The following is a 13,442-nucleotide window of genomic DNA, read 5'->3' as shown; positions in this document are numbered from 1 at the left end:
TTCGCCATCGCTGGTGTAATGATGATCTGTGTTCGGAGGCGAAACCAATAACCCCGGATTCCGCAGTTGGATTTGAGCCTGTGGGTTTGGAAGGGCGATGCGTGCTCCACCAGCCTGGCAATCAGACGATCAACCCTGATCGCGTGGCCATTTCGAACCCTTCGGCTTCACTCAGGGCAGGCTCCGTGAGAAATCTTCAGCTTGGAAGAGCGAACAGATTTCTCCCGTTGGTCGAAATGACATTCGAGGTCAATCTCTCTTTTGCTACTGCGGAATTCGGGCTAAATGGAACGGGAACGGGAGGGAAACGCTTCTTACCGTTTGGGGATGGGAGGCATGTACTTGATCATTTCGTCGGCCAGGTCCCTGGCCACATCCTTCAGATTCGGACGGTAGAACATATAACTGCTGGACCGTTCGTGCCGGGCCTTCCATACGGTGGTGCCGGTCGTCGCGTCCACGAGCCGCAAGCTCAGTCCGACGCGGCCGACGTTGTCGCCTTCCTTGCGGACATATTCCCAGGAATTGACCCGCACGACGAGAAACGAATCCACATTCAGCGCCTTACCCAGCTTGATAGCCGACTCCTTGTCCGATTGTCCCGTCATTTCGAGCCGTGAGAAGTAAAACACCAGCGAATCGAAAGCCTCCTTCGACCCCTGGAAAATGTCGGTCACGCTTTCCGGACTCACCACGCGCTCGATACTCGCCACCTTGGTGAGGGCGCCGGACAGCACGTCCTGGATGTCTTCCCGCGCGCTGTCGTACTGACTCGCCATCGGCGGCAACACCGCGATCGCCTGGGGACGGAACACCTTGGCGCCGGGCCCTTCCCATACTTCCTGAAGCCCTCCGCATCCGGTGAACGACAGAAGGACGATCGCGAGCGCGGAGCGCAAAAACCTCTGTGAGATCATCAACATGGGTTTCAGTATACCATTACATTAGAGAAAGACGAGGATCCTAGAATGTGAGCGCCAGCGACCCTGAAGCCAGCGCTCCCTGTTCTTGGAAATCGTATCCCCCGCCCAGGTCCAGCCGGAAGGCATACATCCTTAAGCCGAGTCCCGCCGTAGGCGTAAAGGGAACTCCGGCATCCTGCATGTTCTTGAACGCCCCGATCCGCAGGGAGAGGAACTCGTTGAGGATCGTCTGCTCCGCGCCCAGGCTGAGCAGTTGGCTCTTCACGCCCGGCACGAACGTATTGTTGGAGAGGATGTCCACATCAGCGGACAGGGTCAGCGTGGAATAGGGATTGACGGCCATGCCGCCCCTGACCTGTGGCCCAAGTTTCATTTCTCCCGACGGGCTGTCGAAGGTCGGCTGCGTGATGTCCTTGGCCACGACACCGAAGCGCAGCCAGGAGGAAGGCCGGTATATCGCGCCCAGGTCGAGACTCAGTGCCGTGGACAGCGTGGGCTTCCCGAAGTTGTCTCGGAGCGACACGTCCGTGCCGCCCGTCAGCGTGGTCGAGCCGTTGTAGGCCGCGCCCTGGATGATCTTCCCGGTCATGCCGATAGCGAAAGTCTTGTCGGCAAACGCATAGGCATAGGAGAGGGCGATCTGCCTGGCTTCGAGGCCCACGAGGGCCATCTGCCCCTTCAGGCTGATCGGCGTGTTGGGACCGCCCGGCTGGGTCGCCTGGACCGGCGTCGAGACGAAACTGCCGCCGGTGGCGACATCGGAGACATTGATGCCGAAGGCGTGCTCCCCGAAGTGGCCTTTGATGTAGAGGCCGGCCGATCCGTTCATGGAGATGTTTGCGCCCGGCTGATTGATACGGTTGGCGATGTTCTGCGCGTTCGCGAGATTGCTGGCCGAGGTATCGTTGACGTTGAAGGATTCCAGATCGTGGATCGACTGCGCAATACCCATCCGGTCGATCCCTTGCCCGCCGGCCTGAATGCGGATGTCCACGGTCTGCGTCATCGCCAGCCCGGCAGGATTCCAATACGTGGCGAGCGCGTCGGTCGTGATCGCGACGCCGGCTCCGCCCATCCCCATCGCACGCGGTCCGACGATCACGAACTCCGTCGCCCTCGCCTGAGCGGATAGAAGCAGGACCGCCGTCGCCGCGGCGCAGAATGGAAGGATTCGCGCGTGAGCCATCGACTGAGGACTCCTTCGCATCGGAGAACTGCCGCCGAGTCTATTGGATGGCTGGCCCCTCGTCAAGGATTTGAGGACAAGGATTGCGGAGACTGTCGCCTTTCCGACCGGCGCCCGTCCCCGTGATGAGATCAGAAAGCGAGGAACAGGCACCGGCCATGCCGGAGCCTGTCCCTTCATACAATGCGACCGTCCTGAATGTGGATAATCCGATCCGCCTGCGCGGAGAGTTTGTCGTTGTGGGTCACGATCACGAACGTGGTGCCGCGCGCCTTGTTCAGCTCCCGCATCAACGCGAAGAGTGCGTCGCCCGTGTGCGTGTCCAGATTGCCGGTCGGCTCGTCCGCGAGCACGAGATCCGGCTGTTGGAGCAATGCGCGCGCCACAGCCACCCGCTGCTGCTCGCCGCCGGACAGTTCCCCCGGCTTGTGCTGGAGACGCTCGCCCAGACCGACATCCTTCAGAATCGTGATCGCCCGATCCTCGACCTCCACCAGCCGCTTGCGTTGGATCAAGGCCGGCATACAGGCGTTCTCCAGCGCCGTGAATTCCGGGAGCAGGTGGTGAAACTGAAAGATGAATCCGATGCGCCGGTTTCGAAACTCCGCCTGGGCCGCTTCGGACAATCGAAAGACGTCCCGATCCTCGAACAACACGGAACCCTTCGTGGGACGGTCCAACAGACCCAGGATGTGGAGCAACGTACTTTTCCCCGCGCCCGATGCGCCGATGACGGCGACGAGTTCGCCCCGTTCGATGCGGAGATCGATACCTTGCAGCACCGGCAAGGTCCGCTGGCCCATCCGGAACGACTTATGAAGGTCCGTAACGGTGATCATCGAGATGCCGTCAAACGTCAAGCCTCATTCGTTGTGCCGGTTCTTGATTCCCTCTCGGGTGACGGTTCATGGTTGACGGCTGACGCTCATTCATACCGCAGCGCATCCACCGGTTCGAGCTTCGCGGCCTGCAACGAGGGGTACACCGTCGCCGCAAAACTGATGAGAATCGCCGAGCCCGCCACGAGCAGTACGTCTTCGCCCAGCACGTGCACGGGGATCTTGGAGATGTAATAGACCGTGGGATCGAAGGTCCAAAACGTCTGGATCAGCCACAGAAACGCGTAGCCAAGCGGAATGCCGATCCCCGTGCCCGACAGTCCGATGATCAGCCCGTTCAGCATGAAGATCCTCCGAATGCTCTTCCTCGTGGCTCCCATGGCCTTCAGGATGGCGATCTCCTTCTGCTTCTCGGTGACGATCATCGTCAGAGTGCTGACGATGTTGAACGAAGCCACGATCGTGATCAGCACCAGCAACAGGAACATCATCGTCTTTTCCAGCTTGAGCGCCGACAACAGATTGCGGTTCATCTGCATCCAGTCCCGCGCCCCGTAAGAAAAGCCCAGCGCCTGCTCCACCGACCTGGCGACCTCGTTCGCGCGGAAGACGTCGCTGACTTTGAGCTCGATGCCGGTCACCGTATCGCCCATGCCGAAGAATTTCTGCGCCTCGGCCAGGTCGATGTAGGCCAGCGACGAGTCGTACTCGTACATGCCTGAATGAAAGATCCCGACCACCGCGAACGGGCGGATTTTCGGCACCATGCCCATGGCGCTGATCGGGCCGACCGGAGACACGATGCTGACGATGTCACCTGGGAACGCGCCGAGCCGCAGAGCGAGTTCTTTGCCCAGAATGATACCGGGTTTCTCCGTGGGCTGCGGAGGCCCGTTGGGGTTGTCGGCCGGCGGCAGGTTCACCATCACCGGATGCCCGAGCATGGATAGCTCACCGGCCGCCAGGTTCTTCTCCAGCTCGGTCACCTTGCCTTCCCGTGTCGGATCGATACCGCGTAACACCACTCCGTGCGCGCCGGCCTGCGTCGTCAACATGACCTGCTTCAAGATGAACGGCGTGGCGGCCACGACGTCCGGAACCGTCTCGGCCTTCTGAACGACCGGACGGTAGTCGCTCATCGCGTCCTTCATCCGGTCCTGCACGATGACGTGAGCCGTCGTCCCGACGATCTTCGCCTGGATGTCCTCTTTGAAGCCCGTCATGATCCCGACGGTGCCGATCAAGGCCGCCACGCCCAGCGTCACACCGGTGATCGAGACGACCGTGTTGAGCGAGATGGTGCGGTTGCGCCGCTTCGCGCGGAGATACCGCAGACCGACGAAGATTTCATAGGGGACGGCGGCCATCGCGGTCTATTTCTCTGGCCTCAGCTGGGGGAACAGCACCACGTCGCGGATGGAACCCTGATTCGTGAGCAACATGACCAGGCGGTCGATGCCGATCCCTTCGCCGGCCGTGGGGGGCATGCCGTATTCGAGCGCCCGCAAGAAGTCCTCGTCGACCACATGAGCCTCCTCGTCTCCGGCCTCCCGCTGCGCGGCCTGGCCCTCGAACCGTTCCCGCTGATCCAGCGGGTCGTTCAACTCGGAAAAGGCGTTGGCGATTTCCCGCCCGGCGATATAGAGCTCGAACCGGTCCGTCAGCGTGGGATCCGAATCCTTCCGTCGCGCGAGCGGCGAGATTTCGATCGGATAGTCCGTCACGAAGGTCGGTTGCTGCAGATTCGGCTCGACCGTTTCCTCGAAGATTTCGTTCACCACGTTGAAGAGCGGCCATTGGGGATCGACCGGCACGTTCAGTCTCTTCGCCGCCGCCAGCGCCTTGTCCTTGTCGCGCAGCACGGACTCGTCCAATCCGTTCACCTCGAGGATGGCGTGATGGTACGACCAGCGGCGCCATGGTGGGGTCAGATCGATCGCCGTACCCTGGTAGTCGATCGTCGTCCTGCCCAGGAGCTGTGAGGCCAACGTGGACACGAGTTCCTCCGTCAGCGCAATCAGGTCTCGGTAGTCCGCGTAGGCGACGTAGAACTCCAGCATCGTGAACTCGGGATTGTGGATCGTCGAGATGCCTTCGTTCCGGAAATTCCGGTTGATCTCGAACACGCGCGGGAAACCGCCGACGATCAGCCGCTTCAGATACAGTTCGGGCGCGATCCGCAGATACAGATCCACGCCGAGCGCGTTGTGATGCGTCACGAACGGCTTGGCCGTGGCGCCGCCGGGGATGGGATGCATCATCGGCGTTTCGACCTCGAGGAATCCGCGCTCGATCAGGAACGAGCGGATGCCGGCGATGACGCGACTTCTCGTCGCGAAGATCCCGTGCACGTCCGGGTTCGCGATCAAGTCCACGTACCGCTGCCGGTACCGGGTTTCGACGTCCGTCAGCCCGTGCCACTTCTCCGGAAGCGGCCTCAGCGCCTTGCTCAGGAAGGTCAGCTCACGAACCTCGACCGTGAATTCGTCGGTCTTGGTGCGGAACAGCGTGCCCGTGACGCCGATCCAGTCCCCCAGATCGAGCTGTTCGGTCACGGCGTACGCCTGCGGGGAGAGCAAGTCTTTCTTGAGATAGACCTGCAACCGGTCAGATCCGTCCTGCAACACCGCGAAGGCGGCCTTGCCGAACCGGCGGAGCGCCACCACGCGGCCCGCGAACGTGCAGGCGATCTTCTCCTGTTCCAAGATGTCCTTGGGCTTCTCGCCGTGCAGCGCGATCAGGCGCCCTGCCCGGTCCTTGGCCTCGAACCGGCCGCCGTACGGGGCGACCCCGGCCGCGCGCAGTTGCTCGAGTTTCTTGATCCGCTGCTGTCGCTGCTCGTTCAGTTCGTCCATGGCCGTCGTCTACTCCTCGTCCGCAGCGGCTTTCGCCGGAGCGAGCAGGCCTCCCGTGAGCTTTTTCTTGAGATAGGCCTCGATGAATCCGTCCACGTCTCCGTCCATCACTGCCGAGACCTGGCCGACCTCGTAGCCGGTCCGGTGGTCCTTCACCATCTGATAGGGCTGGAACACGTAGGAGCGGATCTGGCTGCCCCAGGCGATGTCCTTCTTCTCGCCGACGATCGCGTTGAACTCGGCTTCCTTCTTCTTCTGCTCCAACTCGAAGAGGCGCGCCTTCAGGATCTTCATCGCACCGTTGCGGTTCTGCAGCTGGGACCGCTCGTTCTGGCATTGCACGACGATTCCCGTCGGCAGGTGGGTGACACGGATCGCCGTCTCCACCTTGTTGACGTTCTGGCCTCCCGCGCCGCCGGCCCGGAACGTGTCGATCCTCAGGTCTTTGTCCTCGATCACGACGTCGATGTCGTCGTTCAGCTCGGGATAGACGAAGACCGAGGCGAACGAGGTGTGGCGCCGCTTGTTCGAATCGAAGGGAGAGATGCGGACCAGTCGATGAACACCGGCTTCGGCCTTCATATAGCCGTAGGCGTACGGGCCCGTGATCGACACTGTGGCGCTCTTGATGCCGGCCTCGTCGCCGGCTTGCAGATCGAGAGTCTCCACCTTGAATTTCTTTCGCTCCGCCCAGCGCACGTACATGCGCAAGAGCATCTGCGCCCAATCCTGGGACTCCGTTCCGCCCGCACCCGGATGGATGGAGAGGATCGCATTGTTCGGATCCAGTTCGCCCGACAGCAGCATCTCCGCGCGCAAGGTCGCCAGGCGCGGCTCGAACCGGTTCAATTCGACCGTCAGCTCGGCTTCCAATCCGGCGTCACCGCTTTCTTCCGCCAGCTCCAGCAAGGCTCCCACATCCTTGAGCGTCTGCTCGATCTCGCGCCACTCCTGCAGGTCGTGTTCGAGCGTCGCCTTCTTGCGGCTGACCTTGGCCGCCGCCTGGGCGTTGCTCCAGAAATTCGGCTGTGCGATTTGTTGTTCCAGCTCGTCGAGCTCGGACGTCATGCGGGCGAAGTCAAAGATGCCCCCGAAGTTCAGCAACCTGCTCACCGATCGAACGCACGCGCACACGGATCTCGTCCAACATCGCGGAGTCCTTTCCCTTGTTACACGGGGGTCGCGGCAACCGCATCCGGTTCAGGCCCCTCCGTACGGAAGAGTCCGAACAGACACAAGACAGCGCAGATTAACACACAGCCGTAGGCAAACACATCCCCATGCCGGCTGTAAAACGTGCGCGGCTGAAGCACCGGGACGGAGGCCTGCAGCACCGTCTCCGTAAAGATGGAGGAGGTCTGCACGATGCGGCCGAACGGATCGATGAATCCCGACACGCCGGTATTGGCGGCACGCGCGAAGGCCAGATGATTTTCCACTGACCGGAACACCACCATCGAGAAGTGCTGCATCGGAGCCGACGATTCGCCGAACCAGGCGTCGTTGGTGATCGTCACCAGGAATTCGGCGCCGTTCTGTGCAAATCGCCGGACCAAGTCCGGGAAGATGACTTCGTAGCAAATCAGCACCCCGAACTTGACCGGGCGTCCTCCGCCGCCTTCTCCGCCGGCCGAGGCCCGGCGAGGCATAAAGGAAAATACGGTCGGGCCCGGCCCGGCCTGAAAATCCCCGATGCCCTCCACCAGTTTGTCGAGGAAGAAGAGGAGCGAGGACTTGAGGGGGATATATTCCCCGAACGGCACGAGATGCTGCTTGTCGTAGCGGCCGAGCAGGTTCCCACCGGGAGCGACCAGATAGGCGCTGTTGAGCAGGTAGGGTCGCCGCTCGTTGTCGAATCGCACCGCCGGACTTCCGAACAGGAGGGGAGCCGAGGCTCGATTGGCGATCGCCAGCACACGCAATTGATATTCCGGTTCGCGCTCGAAGAAAAACGGCGTCGCCGCCTCCGGCCAGACGACCAGATCCGCGCCGACTCCGAACGATTCGGTCAGCCGGTCGTAGCGGACGAGAGTTTCGTCGCGATGCGCCGGATCCCACTTGATCGATTGATCCACATTCGGCTGGACCACGCCGACGCGGAGCGACGTTTTCGGCGCCTGAAATCCTTCTCCCACGATCAGCGACGTGCTGTAAGCCCAGGAGAGGCCCACCAGAATCGCCGACGTCGTCACCAGTTCCCAGGGAAGCCGCGCCGGCACGAAGCCACGGAAGAGGGGCATAAGCCAGGCAATCAGTTCGGCCATCGCCACGTTGGCCAGCACGAGCAGGAACGAGACGCCGTAGACCCCCAGATGATCCGCGATTTGGATCACGTCGAGTTGGCGGTACTGGGAATAGCCGAGCAGCGACCAGGGCAGGCCGCTGAACAGATAGGTTCGCGCCAACTCCAACGTCACCCACAAACAAGGGGCAGCGAACAGGCCGTAGCGCGGGACCAGCGATCGGAACCAGACGTAGCCTGCGCTGTAGAGCGCCACGAAGAGACCCAGGTAGCTGGTCAGCAGGAGCAAGACGGCGTACGCGACCATGAGGGGCACTTTCCCGTACGTATGCATGGCCGTCACGACCCAGGCCATGATGCCCGTAAAACCGATGGTGCCGCTGAGCCAGCCCAGACGGAAGGCTCGCCACTTACTGGGACTGTCGAGCGCGAGATGAAGCGGGATCAGCGCCACCCAGGCCAGGAGTCCGATGTCGAACTTGGGAAAGCAGAAGGGGAGGAGAAGACCGCTCGCCACCGCGAGCACGCTTGAGCGGAGAGGCCACTGATGCATCGCGCTAACTTAGCGGAAGGTAAGGCTTGATGCAACGGCTTGGAGACTGCCGCCTTTCCGATCGACGGCTGTCCCCGTCATGGCAAGAACTGCAGAACAGGGACAGGCACCGCCCGGCGGAGCCAGTCCCTCTAGTGCGTCATGAATGACAGCGGCGTCCGCTGATCGAATGCAACCTGATCCAGCTCCCATGACATGGCCGTGTCGTTGTGGTCGAGCTGCACCCCGAAGAACTGATCGCGCACCCACCGTACCGTGGCTTTCCTGATGAGAAGCGCCGACTGTGTCGGGGGGATGACCAACACCATCAGTTCCATCCCGACTTCCACGCCGTGCGATCCCTGCAAGCAGCCGCCGCTACGGGTGAGATTGGCGGTCACTCCGCTCGCGTGAAACGCACCGTCGGAATAGTACACCGCACACGTGATGGGCACGCGCAGACTCCTGCGCTTGTCAGAATGGAACATCATGGGAGCCTCCTGGAAAACAAGCCGGATGACGATCCGATCCTGTTGATTGAGAGCGTGACGGGCGCCGACGCTCGCGCCCCTGTCCGGTGCTGCACGAGCATGACGCACGCAATCAGGGCGATGCCGCCGGCATTGACGGCAAGATCATCGGACGACGTGCTGCGGCCCGGCACACAGCCCTGGAACACTTCGGTCCATAGGCCGAACACGAAGGCGGCACTCGACGCAGCGAACACGGCATAGGAGACGGGCCAGCCTCGCCCGCGTAGGCCGCCGGCCAACAACCAGGCCAGGAATCCGTACCCGGGCGCATGGGCCCATTCGAGAAGGGCCGGCGGCATCTGCGCGATGAGCCGGCCGCTCACACCCACTCCGGGTGCGATAATCGCGCCGAAACACAAGATCATCATGTACCCAAGTGCCGTGCCGAATCCCACTGGTATCCTCCCGAGCTGAGACGCCGAGGGCGCGCCGAACTGCTGGCAATCGGAACCTACACAACATCGGGCGACTGAGACTACTACGCATTGGTAGGGGAGCAACGCGGAATACCCTGGATAAACCCCTAGCGACACCCGAGTGCGCAGCCTCTCTGGAGGGGTTCATATCGCTGCAATCCGGCTCAATGCAGGTCCTGCCGACATAGCGTCGGCTCTTGTCAACCTGCCTCGGCGAAGCGAGTTTGGACGGGTTCCTGATCAATATCATCTTCGCCCGATGCGCCGCGGCGAACCTCCGATAGCGGCATTTACCGGATCGCCACCATCCCGGTCACCCGTTAGAGTGAGCTTGTCGCATGCATGTGACCATTCATGCGTGAAGGAGGTTCGAGCCATGCGAGAAGGCGAGAAGGCAAGAGGGAAGGAGAGCGTAGGCAGGTGCTGGGGTACGTGATTTTTCTTGAAGAACACCACGGTTTCGTCCACGATGAGCCGTAACACCAGCCGTAGTGCGCACCGAACCTTCGAGAGAGATCATCATGCGCGTTCTGATCTGCCGCCCTATTGTCGCTACCGCGTTGTGCACCGCACCGTGCGCTTGTCTTCTGCTCCTCGCGGCCGGCTGCGCCTGGAAGAGCACCTACGACGAGGCTGTCGCCGAGAGGGAGGGCGCCAGGGCGGAACTGCAAAACGTCACGGTCGAACAGAACCGCCTCGCCGAGCAGGCGAAGGCGATGGAACCGCTCACACGGCAAGCCAGTCAGCAAGCGGAGCAGGCCAATGCGTCGCTCCGGGACGCGATCGACAGAGCAGAGGCCGAACGCAAGATCGGAGAAGAGCGTCAGGCGAAGCTCGCGCGCCTCGTCGACCAGCTGGTCGCCCAGCAGAGCAGCCTGCGCCAGGCGATGCGGCGGGCCAAAGCGGAACAACCCGGTTTGCAGGCGGCCGTGGACAAGTATCGGGCGCAACTGGATGAAGCCGACCGGGTCAGCGCCGCCGCGGCCTTCCCGCCGCCTCCACCGTCCGTTCAGGATCCCATTACCTCCGCGTCTGCCCCCCCGCTCCCGGCCTCACCGCATGCACCGACCATGACCCAGACGTCCCTATCTTCTCCGGCCCCGGCTGCATCACATGACCCGCTTCCTGCGCCTACTACCAGGCCTGCCACCAAGCGAGGAGTCGAGCCGGCTGAGGAAGGCTTCCTCGCCGCGATGACGGATTGGCTGGTTTCCCTCTGGCGATCGGTCTTCTCCTAAGCAACGGGAGGTCTCGATCGAGCAGCTCCGGTTCCCCCGTCGCGGTTGCACCCGCCCGACAAAGTCGCATTTCTTCAGTCGCTTCATCTATTATTATGATGACTCACTCGACAGACTCTGTGTCCGAATGCTCAACTCCATGACCTGTCACCCTTGATCGAACCGGCCATCTCACAGACTGCAGAGTTCGATGACCGTCCGACACCGAGCCGCCGCCGGCCCATCCCTCTCTACACCAGAGTCTTGATCGGAGCCCTCTGCGGCACGGCGCTCGGGCTATTCTTTGGACGGGCCCCGTATCTCGGCCCGGTCGGCAACGAGCATCTGGGTTTGATCGGCTTGGGGGTCATTACCCTGCTGAAGGCGCTCGCCATCCCGCTCATCTTTTTTGCGATCCTCGATGCCTTCCTTCGTATGAGCCTCCCGCTCCGGCAGGGAACCAGATTGCTCGCCATCTGCCTCGTGAACGTTTCGGTGGCTATGACGATCGGCCTCGTGATCATGAATGTCTGGAATCCCGGGACGGCCTGGCACGGCCATCTCGACCAACTGCTCGCCACGGATCCGAGAGCGGCCGGTACCGGATCCGGTTCAGGCGGCACCCAACCCGGCGAGGCGATCGAGTATCTGGCCTCCTATATTCCGAACACGATGCTTCGGCCGTTCACCACCAACAACATCATCGGGGTCGTGCTGCTCGCGGTCATCGCCGGCGCGGCTCTCCGGCAGCTGCGGACGAGCCGACCGCGCCCCATGATCGAGGGGACCGTCGTGATCGTGGAACGTGTCTACTATTGGCTGGTCCGTATCCTCGGCTGGATCATCGAGATCGTGCCGTTCGCCGTGTTCGGGGTGCTCGCGCAGGTGGTGGGAAAGGCCGGGGCCGGGGTCTTCTCACTCCTGTGGATTTTTCTCGTGACCATCCTCGCAGGGCTCGCCATTCATGCGCTCTTCTACTATCCGACCGTCGCCTGGCTCATCGGCAACAAAGCCCCCGGCACCTATATCGGCAAAGGCGCCGACGCGATCATGACCGCCCTGTCCTGCAACAGCAGCCTGGCCACCGTGCCGGTCACACTCCGCTGTCTGGAGCGCATGCAGGTGTCGCCGGAGTCCTCGCGTCTGGCCGCCTGCGTGGGGACCAACCTCAACAACGACGGCATCACGCTCTACGAGGCGATGGCCGCGCTCTTTCTGGCACAGGCACTGGGCTTCGATCTGGCACTCGTCAACCAGCTCCTGATCATCGCCGCCTCGATCGTCGCCGGGGTCGGCGCCGCCGGCATTCCCGAAGCGGGTCTGGTCGTGCTGCCGCTGGTCCTGTCGGCCGCCGGCCTGCCGGATCAGATCATCACCGCCGCCATCCCGCTGATCATGACGGTCGATTGGATCTTGGCCCGAGTCCGGTCCGGGGTGAACGTCATGAGCGATATGCTGGTGGCGATTCTACTCGACGCGGCGGAGCAGAGGCGGCGATCGTCCGGTCCCTGATGGCCTGAGAGCGGGAACGTCGGTCGGGGTGATTTTCCCTAGAGAGAACAGGTATCCTCATACATGGTAGGGTGTATCGGGGTTGCCGCCGATGCTGCCAGGGAACCGCGGTGCAAGCCCCCGTCACACAAGAACGTCCAATCGAATACCGGAATCTCACCGGATGTCACGCGAGGGGGGTCACAATGAACTACAGACGGGTACTCTGGGGGCTCTGTCTCTCGATCGGCCTCTCCGGCTGCGGAAGCAGCGGACCGGCCGAGATAAAGGATGAACGATTGACGGTCGGGAGGGTGCAAAGCGAGATCAAGGTCGGCATGCCGGCCTCCCAGGTCGTCGAGATTCTGGGCTCGCCCAATATCGTCACGACCGACGAAAAGCGGCGGGAAGTGTGGATGTACGACAAGGTCTCGACCGACCGAGTCGACACGAGCACCTCTTCGTACGGAACGCTGATCATTCTGGGGAAGAACTCGCGGGACGCCTCGAGCTCTCAGCGGCAACGCACGCTCACGATCATCATCAAATACGACGAAGACAAGAAAGTCCGCGATCTTGCCTACAATTACACCCAGTTCTGATCGCTCCGCCGCCCGACCCGGCCGACTCGCCGGATGGGCGGCCTGTTTCGCCTGCGCGGCGGGTCTGGCCCTGCCGGCCGGGTGCGTCCAGGAGACGAAGCCCGACGAGCTCTTCCAGCTGACCCCGGAAAGCCTGCGCAACCGGGCGATGGCCGTCCGCACGTTCGATACGGCGAACGAGATCGAACTGCTGTCGGCCTCGGCGGCCGTCCTTCAGGACCTGGGCTATCAGGTCGAGGAGAGCGTGCACGAGGTCGGGTATTTCCGCGCAGTCAAGGAGCGGAGCGCCAGGGAGCGTGGCCAGGACCTGCAGCGGATCATGTTCTTCTTTCTCTCGCTGGGCGGCGCGGTCGTGCCGGTCGATCTCCACCAGCAGCTGGTCGCGAATCTGGTCACCAAGCCGCTCAATGCGGAGGGTACCAAGCAGCAGGTGCGCATCAGCTTCTACCGCATCGTGTGGAAGGGCGACGGTCAGGCCAACCGGGAATACATCCCGCCGGGCGAGCAGTATATGGAGATGATCCGCGATCCCGAAATCTATCAACAGTTCTTCGCCAAACTATCCAAGGCCGTCTTCCTGGAAGCCCACGACATTTAGCTCCACGA

Annotated in this window: 13 protein-coding genes; 4 read left to right on the top strand and 9 right to left on the bottom strand. The window is 62.2% G+C overall.

Annotation, left to right across the window (positions count from 1 at the left end):
- Positions 1-314 precede the first annotated feature (314 nt).
- The 9 genes from P0111_09845 to P0111_09805 form a co-directional block, all read right to left on the bottom strand.
- Entirely contained in the window at positions 315-923 is a 609-nt protein-coding gene (locus P0111_09845) for a hypothetical protein (protein MDF0644324.1), read from the bottom strand.
- Between the two features lie 40 nt (positions 924-963).
- Positions 964-2,109, bottom strand: coding sequence for a conjugal transfer protein TraF (gene traF / locus P0111_09840; protein MDF0644323.1), 1,146 nt, complete (start codon positions 2,107-2,109; stop codon positions 964-966).
- A gap of 176 nt (positions 2,110-2,285) precedes the next feature.
- The gene (locus P0111_09835; GenBank protein ID MDF0644322.1) at positions 2,286-2,969 is read right to left on the bottom strand and encodes an ABC transporter ATP-binding protein; all 684 of its coding nucleotides are present in this window, start codon (positions 2,967-2,969) and stop codon (positions 2,286-2,288) included.
- A gap of 65 nt (positions 2,970-3,034) precedes the next feature.
- A complete protein-coding gene (locus tag P0111_09830; GenBank protein ID MDF0644321.1) occupies positions 3,035-4,315 on the bottom strand; it encodes a lipoprotein-releasing ABC transporter permease subunit in 1,281 nt (426 codons plus the stop codon).
- A 6-nt stretch (positions 4,316-4,321) separates the two neighbouring features.
- Positions 4,322-5,803 (bottom strand): lysine--tRNA ligase, encoded by a 1,482-nt coding sequence (gene lysS, locus P0111_09825; GenBank protein MDF0644320.1) that lies wholly within the window; start codon positions 5,801-5,803, stop codon positions 4,322-4,324.
- Between the two features lie 9 nt (positions 5,804-5,812).
- Positions 5,813-6,953, bottom strand: a protein-coding gene (gene prfB / locus P0111_09820; protein MDF0644319.1) for a peptide chain release factor 2 whose coding sequence is annotated in 2 segments (ribosomal slippage) — positions 5,813-6,883 and positions 6,885-6,953 — 1,140 coding nt in all. Because the reading frame shifts where the segments join, the coding sequence is not laid out codon by codon here.
- 19 nt (positions 6,954-6,972) lie between these two features.
- A complete protein-coding gene (lnt, locus tag P0111_09815; protein ID MDF0644318.1) occupies positions 6,973-8,598 on the bottom strand; it encodes an apolipoprotein N-acyltransferase in 1,626 nt (541 codons plus the stop codon).
- A gap of 131 nt (positions 8,599-8,729) precedes the next feature.
- Positions 8,730-9,068, bottom strand: a complete 339-nt coding sequence (locus P0111_09810; GenBank protein ID MDF0644317.1) for a PilZ domain-containing protein — start codon at positions 9,066-9,068, stop codon at positions 8,730-8,732.
- Positions 9,065-9,478 carry a VanZ family protein gene (locus tag P0111_09805; GenBank protein MDF0644316.1) on the bottom strand — a complete coding sequence of 138 codons (414 nt, stop codon included), beginning with the start codon at positions 9,476-9,478 and terminating at the stop codon, positions 9,065-9,067. Before P0111_09805 ends, P0111_09810 begins: the two co-directional genes overlap by 4 nt.
- 569 nt (positions 9,479-10,047) lie before the next feature.
- On the opposite strand from P0111_09805, the gene P0111_09800 reads away from it, so the two are divergent.
- From P0111_09800 to P0111_09785, 4 genes are all read left to right on the top strand, one after another.
- On the top strand, positions 10,048-10,764 hold the full coding sequence (locus tag P0111_09800) for a hypothetical protein (protein ID MDF0644315.1): 717 nt from the start codon (positions 10,048-10,050) through the stop codon (positions 10,762-10,764).
- 153 nt (positions 10,765-10,917) lie between these two features.
- The gene (locus tag P0111_09795; protein ID MDF0644314.1) at positions 10,918-12,255 is read left to right on the top strand and encodes a dicarboxylate/amino acid:cation symporter; all 1,338 of its coding nucleotides are present in this window, start codon (positions 10,918-10,920) and stop codon (positions 12,253-12,255) included.
- Positions 12,256-12,440: 185 nt separating this feature from the next.
- On the top strand, positions 12,441-12,836 hold the full coding sequence (locus P0111_09790; protein ID MDF0644313.1) for a hypothetical protein: 396 nt from the start codon (positions 12,441-12,443) through the stop codon (positions 12,834-12,836).
- Positions 12,811-13,434, top strand: coding sequence for a hypothetical protein (locus P0111_09785; protein ID MDF0644312.1), 624 nt, complete (start codon positions 12,811-12,813; stop codon positions 13,432-13,434). Before P0111_09790 ends, P0111_09785 begins: the two co-directional genes overlap by 26 nt.
- The last annotated feature ends 8 nt before the right edge of the window (positions 13,435-13,442 follow it).

Source organism: Nitrospira sp. (assembly GCA_029194535.1).
GTDB lineage: Bacteria > Nitrospirota > Nitrospiria > Nitrospirales > Nitrospiraceae > Nitrospira_C.
This window is presented reverse-complemented; position numbering and strand designations above follow the sequence as displayed.